Annotated in this window: 18 protein-coding genes and 2 pseudogenes; 13 read left to right on the forward strand and 7 right to left on the reverse strand. The window is 72.6% G+C overall.

The genetic code is table 11. The features are described from left to right. Positions 1–565: pseudogene (locus ABZ484_RS21895) on the forward strand (Tellurium resistance); the annotation flags it as partial. A gap of 40 nt (positions 566–605) precedes the next feature. On the opposite strand, the gene ABZ484_RS21900 reads toward ABZ484_RS21895, so the two are convergent. Beyond that, a complete protein-coding gene (locus ABZ484_RS21900) occupies positions 606–1,787 on the reverse strand; it encodes a glycosyltransferase (protein ID WP_358867576.1) in 1,182 nt (393 codons plus the stop codon). Positions 1,788–1,844: 57 nt separating this feature from the next. Here ABZ484_RS21900 and ABZ484_RS21905 point away from each other — a divergent pair, with 57 nt between their 5' ends. Beyond that, on the forward strand, positions 1,845–2,630 hold the full coding sequence (locus ABZ484_RS21905; RefSeq protein ID WP_358867577.1) for an aspartate/glutamate racemase family protein: 786 nt from the start codon (positions 1,845–1,847) through the stop codon (positions 2,628–2,630). A gap of 105 nt (positions 2,631–2,735) precedes the next feature. After that, entirely contained in the window at positions 2,736–3,278 is a 543-nt protein-coding gene (locus ABZ484_RS21910; protein ID WP_358867578.1) for a hypothetical protein, read from the forward strand. 271 nt (positions 3,279–3,549) lie between these two features. On the opposite strand, the gene ABZ484_RS21915 is transcribed toward ABZ484_RS21910, so the two are convergent. After that, a complete protein-coding gene (locus tag ABZ484_RS21915; RefSeq protein ID WP_358867579.1) occupies positions 3,550–4,608 on the reverse strand; it encodes an O-antigen ligase family protein in 1,059 nt (352 codons plus the stop codon). A gap of 344 nt (positions 4,609–4,952) precedes the next feature. Between ABZ484_RS21915 and lnt the strand changes: the two genes are divergently transcribed. The 5 genes and pseudogenes from lnt (at position 4,953) to ABZ484_RS21940 (ending at position 10,660) form a co-directional block, all read left to right on the forward strand. After that, positions 4,953–6,599 carry an apolipoprotein N-acyltransferase gene (gene lnt, locus ABZ484_RS21920; protein ID WP_358867580.1) on the forward strand — a complete coding sequence of 549 codons (1,647 nt, stop codon included), beginning with the start codon at positions 4,953–4,955 and terminating at the stop codon, positions 6,597–6,599. Positions 6,600–6,709: 110 nt separating this feature from the next. Beyond that, positions 6,710–7,189, forward strand: a complete 480-nt coding sequence (locus ABZ484_RS21925) for an NUDIX domain-containing protein (RefSeq protein WP_358867581.1) — start codon at positions 6,710–6,712, stop codon at positions 7,187–7,189. A 146-nt stretch (positions 7,190–7,335) separates the two neighbouring features. Then, a pseudogene (locus tag ABZ484_RS21930) lies at positions 7,336–7,488 on the forward strand (SDR family oxidoreductase); the annotation flags it as partial. An 88-nt stretch (positions 7,489–7,576) separates the two neighbouring features. After that, positions 7,577–9,583, forward strand: a complete 2,007-nt coding sequence (locus ABZ484_RS21935) for a GAF domain-containing protein (protein WP_358867582.1) — start codon at positions 7,577–7,579, stop codon at positions 9,581–9,583. 264 nt (positions 9,584–9,847) lie between these two features. Beyond that, complete coding sequence (locus ABZ484_RS21940; protein WP_358867583.1) at positions 9,848–10,660, forward strand: maleylpyruvate isomerase family mycothiol-dependent enzyme; 813 nt, start codon at positions 9,848–9,850, stop codon at positions 10,658–10,660. Between the two features lie 162 nt (positions 10,661–10,822). Here the strand turns inward: ABZ484_RS21940 and ABZ484_RS21945 are convergent, their stop codons facing one another. Genes ABZ484_RS21945 through ABZ484_RS21960 form a run of 4 tightly spaced genes read right to left on the reverse strand, consistent with a single transcriptional unit; the run spans position 10,823 to position 14,611 of the window. Next, positions 10,823–11,491, reverse strand: a complete 669-nt coding sequence (locus ABZ484_RS21945) for a response regulator transcription factor (protein WP_358867584.1) — start codon at positions 11,489–11,491, stop codon at positions 10,823–10,825. Next, on the reverse strand, positions 11,488–12,789 hold the full coding sequence (locus ABZ484_RS21950) for a histidine kinase (protein WP_358867585.1): 1,302 nt from the start codon (positions 12,787–12,789) through the stop codon (positions 11,488–11,490). The genes ABZ484_RS21945 and ABZ484_RS21950 overlap by 4 nt, the downstream gene beginning before the upstream one ends. A 26-nt stretch (positions 12,790–12,815) precedes the next feature. Beyond that, on the reverse strand, positions 12,816–13,676 hold the full coding sequence (locus ABZ484_RS21955; RefSeq protein WP_358867586.1) for an ABC transporter permease: 861 nt from the start codon (positions 13,674–13,676) through the stop codon (positions 12,816–12,818). Continuing rightward, the gene (locus tag ABZ484_RS21960) at positions 13,673–14,611 is read right to left on the reverse strand and encodes an ATP-binding cassette domain-containing protein (RefSeq protein WP_358867587.1); all 939 of its coding nucleotides are present in this window, start codon (positions 14,609–14,611) and stop codon (positions 13,673–13,675) included. The genes ABZ484_RS21955 and ABZ484_RS21960 overlap by 4 nt, the downstream gene beginning before the upstream one ends. A gap of 521 nt (positions 14,612–15,132) precedes the next feature. On the opposite strand from ABZ484_RS21960, the gene ABZ484_RS21965 reads away from it, so the two are divergent. From ABZ484_RS21965 to ABZ484_RS21985, 5 genes are all read left to right on the forward strand, one after another. After that, on the forward strand, positions 15,133–16,095 hold the full coding sequence (locus ABZ484_RS21965) for a DUF4240 domain-containing protein (RefSeq protein ID WP_358867588.1): 963 nt from the start codon (positions 15,133–15,135) through the stop codon (positions 16,093–16,095). 317 nt (positions 16,096–16,412) lie between these two features. Beyond that, positions 16,413–16,721 (forward strand): lysine transporter LysE, encoded by a 309-nt coding sequence (locus tag ABZ484_RS21970; RefSeq protein WP_358867589.1) that lies wholly within the window; start codon positions 16,413–16,415, stop codon positions 16,719–16,721. 218 nt (positions 16,722–16,939) lie between these two features. Next, complete coding sequence (locus ABZ484_RS21975) at positions 16,940–17,764, forward strand: hypothetical protein (protein WP_358867590.1); 825 nt, start codon at positions 16,940–16,942, stop codon at positions 17,762–17,764. Positions 17,765–17,859: 95 nt separating this feature from the next. Then, a complete protein-coding gene (locus ABZ484_RS21980; protein ID WP_358867591.1) occupies positions 17,860–18,426 on the forward strand; it encodes an NADPH-dependent FMN reductase in 567 nt (188 codons plus the stop codon). Between the two features lie 22 nt (positions 18,427–18,448). Continuing rightward, positions 18,449–19,168, forward strand: coding sequence for a leucine-rich repeat domain-containing protein (locus tag ABZ484_RS21985; RefSeq protein ID WP_358867592.1), 720 nt, complete (start codon positions 18,449–18,451; stop codon positions 19,166–19,168). Positions 19,169–19,372: 204 nt separating this feature from the next. Here the strand turns inward: ABZ484_RS21985 and sigJ are convergent, their stop codons facing one another. After that, a complete protein-coding gene (gene sigJ, locus ABZ484_RS21990; RefSeq protein ID WP_358867593.1) occupies positions 19,373–20,290 on the reverse strand; it encodes an RNA polymerase sigma factor SigJ in 918 nt (305 codons plus the stop codon). Positions 20,291–20,337 lie beyond the last annotated feature (47 nt).

The following is a 20,337-nucleotide window of genomic DNA, read 5'->3' on the forward strand; positions in this document are numbered from 1 at the left end:
GACCATGCGCGTGAACCTGAACTGGCAGGTGCGCAAGCAGTTCGCCGGCTGGGGCAGCAAGCGCGGCCGGGCGGTCGCCATGCACCGTGACCTGGACCTCGACCTGTGCGCCCTCTACGAGTTGTCGGACGGCCGCAAGGGCGTCGTACAGGCCCTCGGCAACGCCTTCGGCTCGCTGCACCGCCCCCCGTACATCCACCTCGACGGCGACGACCGCACCGGCGCCGTGGCAAGCGGCGAGAACCTGACGATCAACCTCGACCACACGAACGACTTCCGGCGCATCCTCGTCTTCGTGACGATCTACGAAGGCGCCCGCTCCTTCGCCGACCTGCACGCCACCGTCACGCTCCAGCCCCAGCACGGCGCCCCCGTCGACTTCTCCCTCGACGAGTGCACCGTGCCCTCCACGGTGTGCGCGCTCGCCCTGATCACCCACACCGGAAGCGACCTGGTCGTCCAGCGCGAGGCCCGCTACCTCGTACCCGCGCGCGGGGTGAGCCCCCAGCGGACCGTCGACCAGGCCTACGGCTGGGGCATGAACTGGACGCCCGGCCGCAAGTGAGGGGCCGACCGCTGCCCGTGGGCGGTCCGCCGGTGAGCGCTCAGCCCTCCTCGGGCACGGCGTCCGGACGCGCGTAGGTGCGGCCCTTCCAGGCCGCACCCCGGCCCCGGTAGTGCTGCACCGCCGAGTCCACCGTCATCAGCAGATAGAGGAACGCCGTGAACGGCAGCAGCGGAGCGAGCCACAGCGGCTGACGGTAGTACCGCAGCATCGGCACGTACGTCGCCGTCATCACCAGCCACGCCGCGCCACCGGCCCCTGCCGTCGCCGCGCCGCCCGAAGCCAGGCCCGCGACCAGCGCCACCGGAGGCACCAGGTACACCAGCGCCAGCCCGGCGACGGTGCCGAGCAGCAGCAGCGGGTTGTGGCGCAGTTGCGCGTAGGCGCTGCGCGAGACCATCCGCCACAGGTCGTGCAGGCGCGGGTACGGGCGCACGCTGTCCACCCGCTCGGCCAGGCCCAGCCAGATGTGCCCGCCGCCGCCCTTGACCGCCCGGGCGAGGGCCACGTCGTCGATCACGGCATGCCGGATCGCGTCCGGGATCCGCGCCCGTTCGGCGGCCCCGGTGCGCAGCAGCACGCAACCGCCGGCGGCCGCCGCCGTCCGACCGCCCCTGCGCCCGATCCGGCGGAACGGATACAACTGCGCGAAGAAGTAGACGAACGCCGGTACGACCAGCCGCTCCCACAACGACTCCACCCGCAGCCGGGCCATCTGCGAGACGACGTCGAAACCCCCGGTACGGGCCGCCGCCACCAGGCCGCGCAGGCTGTCCGGGGCGTGGGCGATGTCGGCATCGGTCAGCAGCAGGTACTCGGGACCACGCGCGCGTGCCAGGCCGATGCCGTGCCGTACGGCCCACAGCTTGCCGGTCCACCCCGCCGGCGGCTCGCCCGGCGAGCTCACGGTCAGCGGCAGCCCGCCGGCGTTGCGCGCCAGCTCCCGGGCCAGCTCACCGGTGCCGTCACTGCTGCCGTCGTCGACGAGGAAGACCTCCGCCCGCCCCGGGTAGTCCTGGGCGAGCAGCGACGGAAGGCTTGCGCCGAGCACCGCCGCCTCGTCCCGCGCGGGCACCACGACACAGACCGCCGGCCAGTCGTCCGGGGCCGGCTCCACCGCGGGGGGCAGTCTGACGTCCGTACGCCAGAAGAAGCCCTGGCAGAGCAGCAGCCACAGCCAGGCGGCCAGTGATGCGACGGCGGTCCACACGATCACGCTCACGCCCGCAGTCTGCCCCACCAGGGCGTCCGGTACGACGGGATCGTCTATCGTGGCCGGGTGAAGATCGCGCTCATGGACTCCGGAATCGGGCTGCTGGCGGCCACCGCCGCGGTGCGGCGCCTGCGCCCCGACGCAGATCTGGTGCTCTCCCTGGACCCCGCGGGCATGCCCTGGGGGCCACGCACTCCGGAGGACCTCACCGCGCGCGCGGTGGCCGTCGCCGAGGCCGCCGCCGCCCATGGCCCCGACGCCCTGATCGTCGGCTGCAACACCGCCACCGTGCACGCGCTGACCGCCCTGCGGGACCGCCTCGAACCGGGCCTGCCGGTCATCGGCACGGTGCCCGCGATCAAGCCGGCCGCGGCCGGCGGCGGGCCCGTCGCCATCTGGGCCACGCCCGCCACCACCGGCAGCCCCTACCAGCAGGGGCTCATCCGCGACTTCGCCGACGGCGTGCCGGTCGCCGAAGTGCCCTGCTGGGGGCTGGCGGAGGCCGTGGAGCACGCCGACCAGGCGGCGATCGACGAGGCCGTGACCGCCGCCGCCGGCCTCACCCCCGACGACGTGACGACCGTCGTCCTGGGCTGCACCCATTACGAACTGGTCGGCGACCGCATCCGGGCCGCCGTGCAGCGCCCGGACCGTCCTCCGCTGGCGCTGCACGGCTCGGCCGGGGCCGTCGCCGCACAGGCCCTGCGCCGGATCGGCGCCCGCCCCGAGCCCGACGCCGCGGCCACGGGCACCGTCACGGTGCTGCTCAACGGACAGGAAGGCGCACTGCCCGCGCCGGCCCTGGCATACGCGGAGGGCCGCCTCCTCGAGGCCGTCACCCCCGCCCGCTGACGCACGGCCGCGACCCGGACACATCCGGCGCGTACGCGCCGGTGCGGAACACTCCCCGTGTGCGACGCGCTACCCGCGGGGCGAAACCTGAGTAACCTCATTGACATGAGGGACCACTCCCGCAGCGAGGACGGGCCGCACCCGGAGGTCTGGACGGGCCGCGCCACCAACCGCTTCCAGTGGCTGCTGGCGCTGGTCGGCGCCGCCTGCCTGGCGCTCGGCATCGAGCTGGCCGTGGACTCGGCCTGGAGTTCCGGGATCGCCCCGCTGGTGATGTCCGTCGTGGGCTGCATCGCCGCCGGGCTGCTGGTCCTCTTCGGCACCCTCGCCTTCGTCCATGTCGCACTGAAAGTCGACAAGGAGACACTGGAGGTGCGCTGCGGCCACATCGGCCTGCCGCGCCGGCGCATCCCGCTCGCCCATGTGGCGGGCGCCGAGTTCGCCCCCCACGTCACCCCGCGCCAATGGGGCGGCTGGGGGTACCGCTGGCGGCCCGAGAAGGGCACCGCCGTCGTCGTACGGCGCGGAGAGGGCGTCGTGCTGCGCCTGTGGGACGGACACACGTTCACGATCACCGTGGACAACGCCGAGTCGGCGGTACGCGTGATCAAGGACCGCCTGCACCCGCCGACACCCGGCCGCGTCTGAGCCAGGTCCGAGCCGTGGCGGCGGCGTCCGGTCCGGTCCGAGCCGTGGCGGCCTCGGGCCACGTCCGAGCGGCCGCGTCGGCACGGCCGTACCCTGAGCCGCTTCGCGCACGTACCGCCGATGCACGACGTGCCCGCGGAACCGGGACTCACCATGGCCTCGGTCGGTCCCACCGGGCCGGGCGCATGGCGTCGGCCTCTCCCGCCCGGGGCACGGCGTCGGCCTGTCTCGCGCCGAGGCCTGCTGTCGCGTCCACGTCGGGCCGGTCCCGTCAGGGTGCCGGCTGGTTCTGTCCGGGCCGTTGGCGCAGGTCGTTCGGGCCGGCCTCGTCCCGGCGCCGTCCCGTCCCGTCCGGGTCGTTCCCGCAGTGCGCCGGGCCCGCCTCGTCGGCCAGCGGACGGGCCGTCGCCGTGCCTGCCAGCAGCCCAGCGCCCACCGACACGGCGGTGAAGCTCAGCGCGTCGCCCACCGTGGCGATCACCGCCAGAGCGGTGAGGGTCGCGCCCGCGGTGAGGGCGAGCGGCGTGGGCCGTGCGGTCCGCCACAGCGCGTAGAGCATCCAGCCGTACGCCACCGCCAGCAGCCCCACGCCGATGAACCCCTGCTCGGCCGCCTGCTGGAACAGCGCCGAGTGCGGCTTGCCGTCGGGTTGCAGCGACTGCGGGGCCGTCGGACTGAAGTCCCCGAAGCGGCCAGGTCCCGCGCCCACGCCCGCGTTCTGGTGGGCGAGGCGCAGCGCGTCCCGCCACAGGCGGACGCGGTGCTGCGTCAGCCAGCCCTCCAGGGTCTCGGCGAGCCCGTCGGGCAGGCTCCGGACGGCGACCGCCCAGCTCGTCCCCGCCCCCGCGGCCGCGACGAGGGCGAGAACCGCGATGCCGGGGCCGCGACGGCGCATCCGGCCCGCGGCGAGCGAGCAGAGCAGCACCGCGGTGCAGAAGACGAACCCACTGCCCGAGCCGAGAACGGCCGCCGTCGACGCGATCGCGACGGCCAGCGCGCGCAGCGCCAGCCGGACGGCCGGGGCGGACGCCGCCCAGGCGGCGCAGCAGGCGGCACCCGCGGACAGGGTCAGCACGGCGGCGGTGGCGCCGGCGTGCCCGAGCGGTCCGGCGAACCGCGGCCCCGGCGCCAGCCCGGGGACCGCCACCACCAGCGCCAGGCCGGCCAGCGCCCCGGCGCAGGGCGCGGCGACCGGCAGCAGGGCACCGCCTATACGGCCGGCCGCGTACCCGGCGGCCACGGCCAGCACGGCGAGCAGCACACCCTCGGGCCGCCCCTCGCGCAGCGCGCCGGTGACCAGCGACCAGGTGGCGCAGGCTCCCAGCACCACGACACCGGCCGCGTCAGAAACGTTTCGTCGGCCGTCGTCCGCATGTCTTCCGTCGTCCCCGCGTCTGTCCCCGTCCGCCCCGCCCGCGGACGTCATCTCGGTGGACCGCACCCTCGCCCCCCGCAACCCCGGTCGCCCCCGACCGTTCCCCTGTCCCGCCGGCCCACTCCGGTCACGACCGGCCGCGGACCGGGCCCCGGCACACCGTAACGGCTGATGACCGGATTGTGGACGTCCCGTGCGGGAACGAGAACGCACTCCCACACGTGCCGCCTCCCGGACCGTGGCGTACGCCCCACGGACCGAGCTGTCGAGGCCCAGGTCAACCGCCGTACACTCCCGAGATGACCGTCACCGCAACTTCCGTCGGCGAGTCGGAGCGGCTGAGCCCGCAGTCCGCTCCCGCGCTCTGGCGCGCGAGGCTCGTCCGGCTCGTGCCCGCCGCTGCCGCCGCGCTGTCCGGGCTGCTGCTCTACGTCAGCTTCCCGCCGCGCACCCTGTGGTGGCTGGCGCTGCCGGCCTTCGCCGTCCTGGGCGGGGTGCTGCGCGGTCGGGGCTGGAAGGCCGCGCTGGGCCTCGGCTACCTCTTCGGCCTCGGGTTCCTGCTGCCGCTGCTGGTGTGGACCGGCGTGGAGGTCGGACCCGGTCCGTGGCTCGCGCTCGTCGCGGTGGAGGCGGTCTTCGTCGCCCTGGTAGGGGTGGGCATCGCCGCGGTGTCGAAGCTGCCGGCCTGGCCGGTGTGGGCGGCCGCCGTCTGGATCGCCGGTGAGGCGGTACGCGCGCGCGTGCCGTTCAACGGCTTCCCCTGGGGCAAGATCGCCTTCGGTCAGGCGGACGGCGTGTTCCTGCCGCTGGCCGCGGTCGGCGGCACACCGGTGCTCGGCTTCGCCGTGGTGCTGTGCGGCTTCGGCCTGTGCGAGGCCGTGAGGGTGGCGGTGGAGGGGCGGCGCACCCGGGCCGTGCGGCGGTCGGCCGCCGCCGCGGCCCTGCTCAGCGTGGCCGTGCCGGTGGTGGGCGCGGTGGCCGCCCGCGGCCTGGTCAGCGACAGGGCCGAGAACGGTACGGTGACGGTCGCCGTCATCCAGGGCAACGTGCCGCGCTCGGGTCTGGAGTTCAACGCCCAGCGCCGCGCCGTCCTCGACTACCACGTGCGCGAGACGCTGCGCCTGGCGGCCGACGTGAAGGCGGGCAAGGCCGCCCGGCCCGACTTCGTGCTCTGGCCGGAGAACTCCTCCGACATCGACCCCTTCGTCTACCCCGACGCCCGCATGGTCATCGACCAGGCGGCCAAGGCGATCGGCGTGCCGATCTCGGTGGGCAGCGTCGTCGAGCGGGACGGCAGGCTGCTGAACGAGCAGATCCTGTGGGACCCGGACAAGGGCCCCGTCCAGACGTACGACAAGCGGCAGATCCAGCCGTTCGGCGAGTACCTGCCGCTGCGCTCGCTGCTCGGCGCGATCAACAAGGACTGGACCTCGATGGTCCGCCAGGACTTCAGCCGCGGCACCGAGCCGGGCGTGTTCACCATCGACGGCGCCAAGGTCGGCCTGGCCACCTGCTACGAGGCCGCCTTCGACTGGGCCGTGCGCGACACCGTCACCCACGGGGCGCAGATGATCTCCGTGCCGAGCAACAACGCGACCTTCGACCGCAGCGAGATGACCTATCAGCAGCTCGCGATGTCCCGGATCCGCGCGGTCGAGCACAGCCGGACCGTCACCGTGCCGGTGACCAGCGGTGTGAGCGCCGTGATCATGCCCGACGGGCGCATCACGCAGAAGACCGGCATGTTCACCCCCGCCTACCTCGTACAGAAGGTGCCGCTGCGCTCGTCCGAGACGCCCGCGACCGAGCTGGGCATCGCGCCGGAGATCGCCCTCGTCCTCCTCGCCGCGGGCGGCCTGGGCTGGGCGATCGGGGCCGGTGTGCGCGGGCGCCGCACCGAAGCCGCACGATCGGCAACGGCCGCGCAACCGGCAACGTCCGCGTGACCGGCAACGTCCGCGTGACCGGCAACGTCCGGCGTGACCGCACACCGGACGTACGCCCCCGGACCGTGCCGCGATCCGGGGACCCGGCCCGGGCCCGTTAGGGTCGCTCCATGGCCACTCCTGACTTCATCCGCACGATCCGGGCCTCCGCCGGCCGCCAGCTGCTGTGGCTCCCCGGGGTCACCGCGATCGTCTTCGACGACGAGGGCAACGTGCTGCTGGGCCGCCGCTCCGACACCGGCAGATGGTCGGTCATCGGCGGCATCCCGGACCCCGGTGAGCAGCCGGCCGACTGCGCCGTGCGGGAGGTCCACGAGGAGACCGCGGTGCGCTGCGTCGCCGAACGGGTGGTCCTCGTCCAGGCACTGGAACCCGTCACCTACGCCAACGGCGACATCTGCCAGTTCATGGACATCACCTTCCGCTGCCGTGCCGTCGGCGGCGAGGCACGGGTCAACGACGACGAGTCCCTGGACGTGGGCTGGTTCGCGGTGGACGCCCTGCCCGCTCTCGACGAGTTCGGGCTGGTGCGGATCAAGCAGGCCCTCTCCGACGGACCCACATGGTTCGAGCCCATGAGTCTCGAGTGAACGTGGGGTCGTAGCGCATACAGCCAGGGAGGGCGCGGGGGAGGGCGCGGCCAAGGTCAGGGCATGACCCCGTCCAGCGCCCTCCCGGGTCCCCACGCCCGCTCGTCCCCGACAGCCTCCTCGTCCCCGACCTCGCCGACCTGGACCCGGCCGAGCGCGTCCTGTCCGAGGCGCTCCTTCAGGACAGCGCGGTCAAACGGCTGATCGAGCCGGAGGAGGTCGCCGAGGCCGTGGCCTGCCGGTGCGGCCCCCAGGCGTCCTTCGTCACTGGCACCTCGCTCGTCCCCGACGGCGGCTGAACCGCCCACTGACCAGCCCGGAGCCCGCCCGCCGCCGAGTTTTCCACAGGGCTCAACAGGCGACGGGCGAATGGTGAATCCTGTGAGCATGTCCAGCGATCACGTGCGGTCCGCCGACCGCCCCACCGCCGACGCGGCGCCCCCGCCCGGCACCGGCGCCCTGCCGCACGGCAGCGACGGGACCCCGTGCGGCGAGGGCACCGCGTGCCACGCCGGTGCCCCGTTCCTCGAGCTGCTGGCCCGCGGCGCACCCGCGGACGCCTACGAGCAACCCGTGCTGCGCGCCCGCGCCGAGGGCCGGCCGGCCGAGTGCGTCGCCGCACTCGAACACGCCAAGCTGCTCGCCCTGCGCGTCCGCGCCGAACTGGACGGACGCCGCCGCCGGGAGGCGGAGCTGTCCGCCCTCTTCGAGACCGCCCACGACCTCGCGGGCCTGAGAGACCTGGACTCGGTGCTGCCGGCCATCGTGCAGCGCGCCCGCTCCCTGCTCGGCACCGACGTCGCCTACCTCACCCTGAACGACCCGGCCCGGGGCGACACCTACATGCGCGTCACCGAGGGATCCGTGGCCGCCCGCTTCCAGCAACTGCGCCTGGGCATGGGGGAAGGGCTGGGCGGACTGGTCGCCCAGACCGCGCGGCCCTACGTCACCGACGACTACATGAAGGACGCCCGCTTCCAGCACACCGGCACCATCGACGCCGGCGTGCAGGACGAGGGCCTGGTCGCCATTCTCGGTGTGCCCCTCATGCTCGGGCCGCAGGTCATCGGGGTACTGTTCGCGGCCGACCGGCGGGCCCGGGTCTTCGAACGCGAGCAGGTCGCGCTGCTCGGCTCCTTCGCGGCCCTCGCCGCGGCCGCCATCGACAGCGCCAACCTGCTGACCGAGACCCGCTCGGCCCTCGCCGGCCTGGAGCGCGCCAACGAGATCATCCGCGACCGCAGCGGCGCCATCGAACGCGCCTCGGACGTCCATGACCGGCTCGCCGAACTCGTGCTGCGCGGCGGCGGAGTGCATGACGTGGCCGCCGCGGTCTCCCAGGTCCTCGCCGGCACCGTCGAGTTCACCGAGGCCACCGTCGCACCGGCCGGTCCCCTGGAGGCCTCCCGCGCCGAGGGGCACGCGGTGCGGCACGGCGACGACTGGATCGCCGCGGTCACCGCGGGCGGAGAACTGCTCGGCGCGCTGGTGGTCCGCGGCCACCCCGGCCTCGACCCCGTCGACCAGCGCACCCTGGAGCGCGCCGCCATGGTCACCTCTCTGCTGCTGCTCGCCAGACGCTCGGCCGCCGAGGCCGAACAGCGCGTCCGCGGCGAACTCCTCGACGACCTCCTCGACGCCCGGGACCGCGACCCGCGCCTGCTGCGCGACCGCGCCACCCGGCTGCACGCCGACCTGGACGCCACGCAGGTGGTCCTCGCCGCCCGGCTCGACGCCCCGGCCGCCGACGCCGACCAGGAGGCCGCCGCCCGCCGACGGCTGTGGTCCGCGGCCTCCCACCTGGCCACCACCCGCCACGGCCTGGCCGCGGCCCGCGACGGCGGCACGGTCCTGCTGCTGCCCCTCCAGCCCGGCGCCACCGCGACCGACCTGGCCCGCCGCACCGCCCACCACCTCGGCACCGCCGTGCACGAGACGGTCACCGTCGGCGCCTCCGCCCCCGTGGGAGACCTCGCCGCCCACCCCGACACGGCGGCCGCCGCCTACGCCGAGGCACGGCGCTGCCTGGAGGCCCTGCGGCTCCTCGGCCGCACCGGCGACGGCGCCGCCGCCGAGGACTTCGGCTTCCTCGGCCTGCTCCTGGCCGGTGACCGGGACATCGCCGGCTTCGTCGACCGCACCATCGGCCGGGTCACCGCCTACGACGAGCGCCGCGGCACGGACCTCATACGCACCCTGGAGGCGTACTTCACCTGCGGCATGAGCCCGGCCCGCACCAAGGACGAACTGCACGTGCACGTCAACACCGTCGCCCAGCGCCTGGAGCGCGTCGGCCGCCTGCTCGGCGACGACTGGCAGACCCCGGCCCGCGCCCTGGAGATCCAGCTCGCGCTGCGCCTGCACCGCCTCTCGGCGCCTTTGCCCCAGCACTGACCCCGTACGCGCGGACGCACACGAGGGCCGGCGGGGCGGTCGCCGGAAAGACGGTCGGCCCGGGAAGGCAATTCCCTTCTCCCATTCCTCGGGCAGGGCGAGACCCGCCCTGCCCGACCATGAGACGTCCGGCCGCACCGAGGCTGGGCACGCCGTCCGAAGCGTCCACGGTCCCGCCCCGCAGGGGCGATTCCCATCGGCCGGCAGCGTCTTGAAAAGGCGGACCCTGGACAGATGCCAAGGGCTGGTTCACTCTTCACTGCTATGACCGACCCTCATCGTGAGGCTGCCACCCGATCGCGGCTGCCTGAAGCCATCCGTGTCGTAGCCGAGGAGACAGCCGGGTTGCTCCGGTCGTGCACGGATGGCACGGTGCCCATTCCCGGGGCTGAGTGGACGGTTGGAGAGTCCGCGGCGCATCTGGTCCTGGCCAACAAGCTGATGGCCGCTCTTGCCGCAGGGCGTGAACAGGAATACGGCGACGGCACACCGGGGGGACTCGCGGCGGCCAACGCCGCCTCGCTGAGTTCCTTCCCCGAACGCGACACATCCGTCCTGGCCGACGGCATCGTCCGGCACGCGCGGGAATTCACCGAGGCGGCCGGCCTGCGGTCGGATGACACACCGACGGTGACACCGCTGGGGCCCATGGACTTGGGAACGCTCGGCTCCTACCTGCTGACCCACATGCTTGGACACGGCTATGACATCGCAGCGGCACTCGGCCGACCACACATGATCGACCGTGACAGAGTCGATCTGACGATGCCGTTTCTGATCACTGCGATGCCCCGTGTCGTCGACGCACGAGCGGCTGCCGGTCACAGCGCGTGTTACGAACTGAGGGTGCGTGGCCTCTCCCGGCTCACGGTGACGTTCACCAACGGCACGGTGGCCGTGCACACCGAACCCTCGCGCCGCCCCGACTGCACCATCACGATCGAACCGATCACCTTCTTCCTGCTGGCACTGGGCAGGCGCAGTACCCCCGGCGCCATCGCCCGCGGCAAGGTCCTCGCCTGGGGGCGCAAGCCCTGGCTCGCGCCGGGTTTCCCCGCCTTGTTCACCGCACCATGACGGACGCTTGCACGCCGTGGGGTCTGTTCAGCAGCTCAACCGGTCGTCCGGGGCCAATGCCGGTCGATCGCGGTCACGGCGGTTGCCGTACGGTACCCGAGTCGGCCGGCGGGCTTTGAACCCACGGCCGCTACGTCCCGAAGCAACCGAGGCGGACCCGGCTCAGCCCGCCTGTGGCCGCGCCAGGCCGTGGTCGTAGGCGAAGATCACCGCCTGGATGCGGTCGCGGGCTCCGATCTTGGACAGGACGCGGCCGACGTGGGTCTTCACCGTGGATTCCGCGAGGACGAAACGGCCGGCGATCTCGCTGTTGCTCCAGCCCTTGCCGATGGCGACGAGGATTTCGCGTTCGCGCTCGGTGAGGGAGGCGAGGCGCGGGTCCCGGGCGGAGCCGTCGCCGGCGGGTGGGACGAGGCGGGCGAACTCCTGGAGGAGGCGGCGGGTCAGTGCGGGGGCGATCACGGCGTCTCCGGCGGCCACCGCGCGGATGCCTGCGAGGAGTTCCTCGGGACGGACGTCCTTGAGCAGGAAACCGCTGGCCCCGGCGCGCAGGGCCGCGTACACGTACTCGTCGAGGTCGAAGGTGGTCAGGACCAGGACGCGGGAGCGGTCGCCGGCGGCGACGATCCGGCGCGTGGCCTCGATGCCGTCCATGCCGGGCATGCGTACGTCCATGAGGACGACGTCGGGGCGCAGTTCGGCGGCCTTGCGCACGGCTTCGGCCCCGTGGGCCGCCTCGCCGACCACCTCCGTCTCGGGCACGGAGTCCAGGAGCATGCGGAAGCCGTACCGCTGGAGCGGCTGGTCGTCCACGACGAGCACGGTGGTCACCGGTCACCGTCCTGGGGAGTGAGGTCGAGGTCGACCCGGACCGTCCAGCCGGCACCCGCGGGGCTCGCGCTGACGTGTCCTCCGTAGAGCGCCGCTCGTTCTCGCATGCCCACCAGGCCGTGTCCTTCCTCGTTCGCCGTCCGGGGCCGGCCGGCCGGGGCAGGGGGGCCGGAGTCCTGGACGGTGATGGTCAGCCGCGTGTCCTCCACGACGACCGCCAGGTTCGCACGCGCGCCGGCGCCGGCGTGCTTCAGGCTGTTCGTCAGGGCCTCCTGCACGATCCGGTAGACCGTCAGCTGCACCCCGCTGTCGAGGGCGTCGATGTCCCCGGCCGTACGGTAGACGACCTCCAGACCCGCGGCGCGCACCGCCTCGCACAGCGCGTCGACGTCGGTGAGGCCGGGCTGCGGGCTCAACTCGGGCTCGGCCGCCGATCCGTCCGCCTCGCGCAGTACGCCGAGCACCCGGCGCAGTTCGCCCAGGGCCTGACGGCCGGCGTCCCCGATGAGGTGCAGGGCCTCTTTGCCGCGTTCCGGTGCGGCGCCGGCGGCATACGCTCCCGCGTCGGCGAGGGTGATGATGACGGACAGGTTGTGGCCGACGATGTCGTGCATCTCGCGGGCCACTCGTGCCCGTTCCGCGGCGACGGCGAGTCGGTCCCGCTGGTCGCGTTCGATCTCCAGCCGCGCGGCACGGTCGCGCAGCACGGCCAGCTGGGCCCGCCGGATGCGGATCACCAGGCCGAGCGCGAGTGCCGCGGTCGCCGTGCTGACCAGGAAGAACAGCGCGTCCCAGACCGACACCGCCGCCGACACCCGCGCCGCGACCAGACCCAGTGCACCCGCGCTGACCGCGCAGGCCCAGGGGAGCTGTCGCAGCCGCCCGTGCAGGGCCAGGCTGTACAGGGCGACGAAGAGGGCGACGTCCGCACGGAGTGCCGCGCCGAGAGACCACTGGAGGACGAACACGGCCGTGACGACGCCGAAAGCGGCGGCGGGCGCCCGCCGCCGCCACAGCAGCGGCAGCACCAGCCCGGCCTGCAGGGCCAGCATGCCCCCCACGGGCAACCGGGTGAACACCAGCCGGAAGCGGCGCGGGCCGTCGTGGTCCCCGTCGATCGAGCCGACCGCGTGCAGCAGGTCCGGCAGGCAGAACAGCAGGAGGACCAGGACCACCACCGCGGTGTCCAGCACCCACGGACGGGCCCGGTCGGCATGCCGGAACCGCTGGCCGACCCGGCCGAGCCGGGCGACCAGCGGTCCCATCCCGCTGAGGTCTTCGATGGTCATGGTGGTCATCGGACCATGATGGGGGCGGCTGCCGCTCAGACGTCGCTGCGCAGCAGCCGGTACGCTGCTCCGGCCAGCGCCAGGACCGTCCAGGCGAGGAAGACCAGGAGTCCGGCGCCCGGCGACAGGGTGGTCGAGTCATGCGTCAGGGCGAAGAGCGACTCGCCCGCATGGCTGGGGAGGTAGGGGCCGATGTCGCCCTGCCATGAGCTGGGCAGCAGGGAGATCAGCCCGGGTACGAGCATGAGGGCGGCGACCAGGACCGAGATACCGCCGGCCACGGACCGCAGCAGCGCGCCCAGGGCGGTGCCGATCACACCGACCAGGCCCAGGTAGAGCCCGGCGCCCAGGAGGCTGCGGACGACGCCGGCATGGCCGAAGCCCATGGCGGCGGGCGTGCCGGAGACGATCCGACTGCCGACGAGGAAGGCGACGAACGCGCCGACGGTCGCGATCACCAGTGCGACCAGTCCGTACACCGCCGCCTTGGACCAGAGCACAGGCAGCCGGCGCGGCACCGCGGCCAGCGTCGAACGGATCATGCCGGTGGAGTACTCGCCCGCCGTGACCAGCACGCCGAGCACACCGAGGGCCAGCTGGGCGAAATTCGTGCCGAAGAGGGACAGGCTCACCACCGTCGCGGAGGCGAAGTCGCCGTCCATGTGCCGGCCGGAGTCGAGGTTGGACTTGTAGTGGCTCGCGGCGATGACGCCGAAGGCGACGAGGAACAGCAGGCCCAGTCCGAGGGTGATCCAGGTGGAGCGCAGGGACCAGAGTTTGGCCCACTCCGAGGACAGCACACGGCGTCCGGTCACCCGGTAGGCGGGCCGGGACGGGGCGGCGAGGGCGGTCTCGGAGGTCTCGGGGGTCTCGGGGGTTGCCGTGAGGGTGCTCATGCCGCGCTCCCGGAGGTGCCGGCGGCGGTCGTGGAGCCGTGGTACTCCACGGCGTCCCTGGTCAGTTCCATGAATGCCTCCTCCAGCGACACCGCCTTCGTGGTCAGCTCGAACAGCGGGATCCCGTGCTCGGCCGCCTTCAGCCCTATCTCCCGGGCGGACACCCCGGTGACCTGCAGTTCCTCGGATCCGACACGTCCGCTGACCTCCACGCCCGGCCCGGCCAGCACGTCCCGCAGCCGCGCGGGATCGTCCGTGGCCACCTTCACGGTGTCGCCACCTGCCTCGCGGACCAGGTCCCGCACGGTCGTGTCGGCCAGCAGCCGGCCCCGACCCACGACGATCAGATGGTCCGCGACCAGCGCCACCTCGCTCATCAGGTGCGAGGAGACGAACACCGTGCGCCCCTCGGCCGCGAGGGAGGTGAGCAGATTGCGGATCCAGAGCACACCCTCGGGGTCCAGTCCGTTGACCGGCTCGTCCAGCATCACCGTCTGGGGATCGCCGAGCAGTGCTGCCGCGATGCCGAGCCGCTGGCCCATGCCGAGGGAGAACGCGCCGGCCCGCTTGCTCGCGACGCCGCCGAGCCCGGCGAGTTCCACGACCTCGTCGACCCGGCCACGCGGAATGCCATGGGTCAGCGCGAGCGCCCGGAGGTGGTTGTGGGCCGAGCGGCCCGGGTGGATCGACTTCGCCTCCAGCAGCGCCCCGACCTCCTGGAGCGGTGCCCGATGGCGGGCGTAACGCTGCCCGTTCACCGTGACGCAGCCACTCGTCGGAGCGTCGAGCCCGACGATCATGCGCATCGTCGTGGACTTGCCCGCCCCGTTGGGGCCGAGAAATCCGGTCACCGTACCCGGCTTCACGGTGAAGTCCAGCCCGTCGACGGCTGTCTTCTCCCCGTACCTCTTGGTGAGCTGCCGTGCCTCGATCATTCGCGTTCTCTCTTTCGGACTCCGGCCCCCGAAGCGCCTGACGCCTCCTCCGTCACGCTAAGTCCGCGACCTGCACGATCCGGTGGTACCGGGGCCTGAAGTCCGCGGGGCGGGTGGTACCGGGGTACTACGACGCGGGGCTGTGCGCGGGGAGCGACGAGGAGGGCGCACGGCCGGCCCGATCGCCGGTCAGGTGGCCCGGGTCGGCGGGCGCGAGCCGTGGGTTCGAGGCCGCCGGCGGCGTACCACTCGGCCGGCGGCCGTCACCGGGCTGCCGAGTCCGTCATCCTCGAAGGTCCGCGGTCCGTGGTGGCCGAATGACCTCAGCTTGGGAAGCCGCGATTGCTTGTGGGGAGTTCGGGCGCTGACGTGTGCCGGCGGTCGGAGCGCGGCCCGGCCGGCCACGGTTGCCTTCACCGTGTTTCCCCGCTGTTCCCCGCCCGATCCGGTGCGCTCGTGGTGGGCCCTTCGCGGCAGCCGACAGCCTCCCGTTGTCAGAGCCGAGTGCCATGATGGCCGGCATGGACGAGGACGCGTTCTGGGCGCTGATCGAGGAATTCCGACCGGCTTGGCCCGACCCCGATGCTGATGCCCTCGCGGCGGCACTTACCGCTCGGCTTGCGGCCGGGCCGGTGTCACTGATCACCGAGTTCGCCGAGCAGTTGGCCTGGGCGCTGTACCGATTGGACCTCCAGGAGTACGGGCGTTGCCTCTCCGGCGACGCATTCCTCTATGCGCGTGCGGCCGTCGTCGCCGATGGCGGTGAAGCCCACTGGCGGGTACTCCAGGATCCCGCGCGCTTCACGCCGTATGCCGAGGGCCTGCTGTGGGCCGAGTCTCTGCTCTACGTGCCGGACCGGGCGTACAAGGCTCTCACCGGGCAGGAGTGGGATCGCGGCACCCGCTTCTCGTACGAGTCCTACTCGAACCGAGCCGGCTGGGGGCGCCAGGCCATGACCGACGACGAGCTCGTCGAGGCCGTCCGCACCCGCGTCGCCGACCGGGACCTGCCCTCGCCGGCAACGCCGGATGACGTCGCGGCGGTCGAACGCGCGGTCGGCCGCCCGATGCCACCGCTGCTGCGGCGCCTCTACCTCGAGGTCGCCAACGGCGGCTTCGGAGTCTGGGAGTGCCTCTCGTTGACGGACACGGGCAATCGGTTCAGCGACGAGCGGGACATGATCGAGGCCCACCGGCTCTTCTCGATGAAGGACGACTCCGGCATCCCCGCAATACCCGAGGGGGTCGTTCCGCTCATGGACCGCGGCTGCTCCATGTGGACAATGATCGACTTCAGCACTCCCGAGGGCCGAGTCTGGGACTGGGATGCCAATGACTGCTGCCGCCTGGTGCCGACCACTTTGACCCTCGCCCGGTGGCTCACGGGGTGGCTGGAGGGCTGGATAGTCCCAGGGCCGTACTCCCCGTTCCGTATACACCCTGACGACTGCCCTGACCGGCAACCGTCAGTTTCTTCGCAGTGAGCTCGGCTCCAGGCGCCCCGCCATCGTGCCGGGGCTCTCGGACAACACCGCTGTTCAGTGCCTGCAGACGGAAGTTGGACAGGGCTCGTCCGCAGGGGGAGACGTCGAAGGCCTCACCCGCTCCGTGCACCAGGTGGGGGATCGGGGAGCATGGAACGTCCGCGCAGCCGTGCGCAACCCCGGCAGGAACGACCGTGCCATCGACGTAACCCTCAGCCGGCCCGCCAGAATCGGTCATAAGATCAAAGCCCACATGTTGAGAACCGGCGCGTGGGGGGGAGTTGACTGGTCACATGAGCCGGGGTCGCGCTGCTCGCGTGGCCCGCAAGGCAGGTAGAACCCTGGGAGAGTTCCTCGGCGAGGTTGTGTTGGAGGTTCTGTTCGCAGCGGTCGCCTGTGTCCTGCTCGCGGGCTTGGTCTTCGTATCCCTCTGGGGTTGGCGTCACAGTCCTCTTCTCACCGGGGGCGTGGGCGGGACTGTGCTGGCCTTCCTGGGCTACGGCGCCTGGGAGATGTTCCGGCCCGCAAGGTCAGGACGGCGTGGTCGCCTTGCTGCTGCGGCGCTGGCCAGTTTCACCGCGGCGGCCGTATTCGCCTACTACGCGTCGTCCTGCAACTGCGCCTGATGGCGTGGCGGAGTGTTGGCTGAACTCCCGCCGTCTCGGGGGCTGGTTGCGGAAATCAATACACTCCTCTCTCGTCAGGAGCGGGGCTCGGGCAAGAGCGGGGGGATGCGGTGGCGGCGGCCGTCGAGGTGCAGAGGGTGTGGAGGCTGCCCCTTGCTGATCGCTGGGCAGGGCGACGTCCCTTGTGGTGGACTGTCGGCCCCGCAGGGGAACTTGCCGTGCTGCTCGTCCATCGACGTCGGCTCCGTCGAAGCCGCTACGTCAAGGGCTGGGTCGGGTGGAAGCCGGAAATCCCCTTTGACGGCGTGCTGGTTGTTCGTCGAGCCGAGGGGGCGGTCCAACGCCGAATGGTCAAGGATCTCCGTGTGCGGCCCAGCCACATCGCTCTTCTCCCTGGCTCCCGGCTTCTGATGGTGAGCGGTCGCACGAGCAGGGACGAATCGGGCGCATGGGAGCCGAACGCGGTGGTCTGCTCCCTGGAGGGCGAGCATGAGGGAGCGTTCTGCGTCGGCGATGACATCCCTGTTCTGGTGACCGATCGAAACGGATCGGTCTGGACGGCCTATGGTGACGAAGGCATCTACGGAGGCCATCCGGAGTCGGCAGCGGGGCTTGCCGGCTGGAGCACGGACGGCCATGCTCTGTGGGCCCCGGAGGACCGCCTCCCCGATGCGCCCTTGGAAGGCTGTACGGCCGCCACCGAAGGGGACAGGACATGGCTGGTCTGGTACTCCGGCAGCAGCCGCGGAGGCACGTTCCTGACGCGGATCACGCCCTCCACGGGTGAGGTGACGAGCTGGTCCAGCCCGGTACGTGATCCGGACGGATTCGCGGTCCGCGGCCGTCGAGCGGTTCTGACGAGGCGCTTTCACAACCGGCGGTCGACCGAGGTGGTTCGGGCCGAGCTGGTCGGCGATGAGTGGAGAGTGACCGAGCGGCGCACCATACGAGTGCCCGGTCGGGTGGTCATGCACTGCGGTCAGGGACGTGACGGCTCCCTCTGGCTTCGCGCCGGCGACGCCTGGCTTCGTATCGAAGCCTGAGAGTCGTAGAAGTCGACCGGATGTCCGTGTCAGGCCCGGCCGGCGACGGCGGGAACGCGCTGGCCGTCGCCCGACGGTGCGCCTAGGTTGGGCGGATGTCGACTGCACCGGTGATCCTCCTGATGTCGGGAAGCCTGCGGGCCGCCTCCACCAACGAAGCCGTGCTGCGCACCGCGCACGCGGTCGCTCCGTCGGTGGGAGTACGGGCGGTCCGGTACGAAGGGCTCGCGGACCTTCCGCACTTCAACCCCGACGACGACACCGACCGGCCTCCGGGGCCGGTGGCCGCGCTCCGGGCCGCGGTCGACCGGGCGGCCGGCATTCTGATCTGCACCCCCGAGTACGCGGGGACGCTGCCGGGATCTTTCAAGAACCTGCTGGACTGGACGGTCGGCGGCACCGAGATCGGTGGCAAGCCGGTCGCCTGGGTCAACGCGGCCGCTCCCGGCCGCGGTCAGGGAGCAGAGGCCACCCTGCGGACGGTGCTGGGGTACACCGGCGCCCGGGTCGTGGAGCCGGCCTGCCTGAGGCTTCCGGTGGACCGGGGAATTCTCGCCGAGGACGGGCTCATCACCGACCCGGAGGCCCGCCGGCGACTCGGCGAAACCCTCCGGCTGCTGTCGGCCTCCGCCGAGCGGCGGTCCGCACCGGACCGTACGTGACTCTCCCGGAAGGAACCACACGGTGACGCACACACTGAACCTGTGGCGCCGGCGCATGGGCAAGGTGCCCGCGTCGGTCTGGGCACGCGCCGAGCTCGAAGTGCTGATCCTCGCGGACAACGATCTGACGTGTCTCCCGCCGGAGATCGGAGGACTGCGACGGCTCACCACACTGGATCTCGGCCACAACCGGCTCACCTCGCTGCCCGGCGAACTCGGGCACCTGACCGGCCTCAGCGGCTTCCTCTACCTGCACGACAACGACCTGACCGAGATCCCCGACACCCTGGGAGAGCTCACCCGGCTGCGCTACCTCAACGTCGGCGAGAACCGCCTCACCGCCCTGCCGGCGGCCCTCGGCCGGATGACCCGGCTGATCGAACTCAGGGCGCAGCACAACCGCCTGACGACACTGCCCGATTCGATCGGCTCCCTCGGCGATCTCAGGGAGCTCTGGCTCCGGGGCAACACGATCACCGCCCTGCCGCCGTCGACAGCCAACCTCCACGCGCTGCGCCACCTGGACCTGCGGGAGAACGCCCTCGCCGAACTCCCGGAGGCGATCGCCGGCCTGCCCCTGCTGCGGCACGTCGACGTACGGAGCAATCGCCTCACGCGGTTGCCGGACTGGATCGCCGACATGCCCGCACTGGAGAAACTGGACCTGCGCTGGACCGACTGCGCTCCTTCCCCGGCGCTGCTGGCTCGGCTGGAACGGCGCGGCTGCGTCGTCCTGCTGTGAGGTGTGCGGAAGGCAGGCCCTGCGGCAAGCCGGTGCCGGGGAGGAGACCGGCACCGCGATCGACCCGTGCGCCGCGGCCCCGCCGCGCCGCGTCTTCGAGGTGGGCCGGATCGGTCGGCGGCAGGGGCTCGATCCGGTCCCGCGGTGATGGTTCATCGGACCGACGTGTCCGATCAACTGATCAATCCGCCGAAGAGACGTGCTCTAGCCCTCCCGTGCCCACGGCCGCAGCTTCTCCGGGTTGCGGACCGCCCAGATCCGGGTGACGCGCCCGTCGGAGATGTCGAACGAGGCCACGGTCATGACGACGCCGGCACGCTGGGCGACCAGGCCCGGCACGCCGTTGACCGACCGCTCCAGCAGTTCGAGCCCCGGTGCCTTGTCGGCGATGGCGACCATGTACTGGGCGATGCGCGTGCCGCCCTCCACCGGGCGCAGTACGGTGCCGACCATGCCGCCGCCGTCGGCGGTCATCACGGCGGCCGGGTCGAGGAGACCGACCAGGGCCGCGATGTCCTTGGTCTCCCACGCCTCTTTGACGCGCCGCACCACGTCGGCCCGCCCGGTCGCCGCCACCGGAGCGCGCGCGACGCTCAGCCGCCGCCGGGCGGAGGCCGCCAGCTGCTTGCAGGCCGCGGGGGTCCTGCCGAGCACGTCGGCGATCTCGGCGAACGGGTACCGGAAGACGTCGTGCAGGACGAACGCCACGCGCTCGGCGGCCGTCATCGACTCCAGGACGACGAGGAAGGCCATGGCCACCGACTCGTCGAGGACGATCTGGTCGGCCGGGTCCGCCGGCCCGGCGCGGTCGGCGCCGCCCGTGTGGTCCCATTCGGTGCGGTCGGGCAGCGGCTCGGGCAGCCAGGCACCGACATAGCGTTCACGGCGGGCCCGCGCCGAGCCGAGCAGGTCCAGGCAGATACGGCCGGTCACCGTCGTCAGCCAGGCGCCGGGAGAGACGATCTCCTCCTGCCGGCTTCGTGGCAGCCCGTACCAGCGTGCGTAGGCGTCCTGTACGGCGTCCTCGGCCTCGGTCACCGAACCGAGCAACCGGTAAGCCACATTGATCAGTTGGCGTCGCTCGCCGGCTATCTCTTCCGTCCTGGCCCCGACAGTCCCCATGCTTCCGGCCGCCCCCTCGCCTTACCTTTCGCAGGCCCGTGTCGTCG

It is taken from the genome of Streptomyces sp. NPDC006393, assembly GCF_040628575.1.
Classification (GTDB): domain Bacteria; phylum Actinomycetota; class Actinomycetes; order Streptomycetales; family Streptomycetaceae; genus Streptomyces.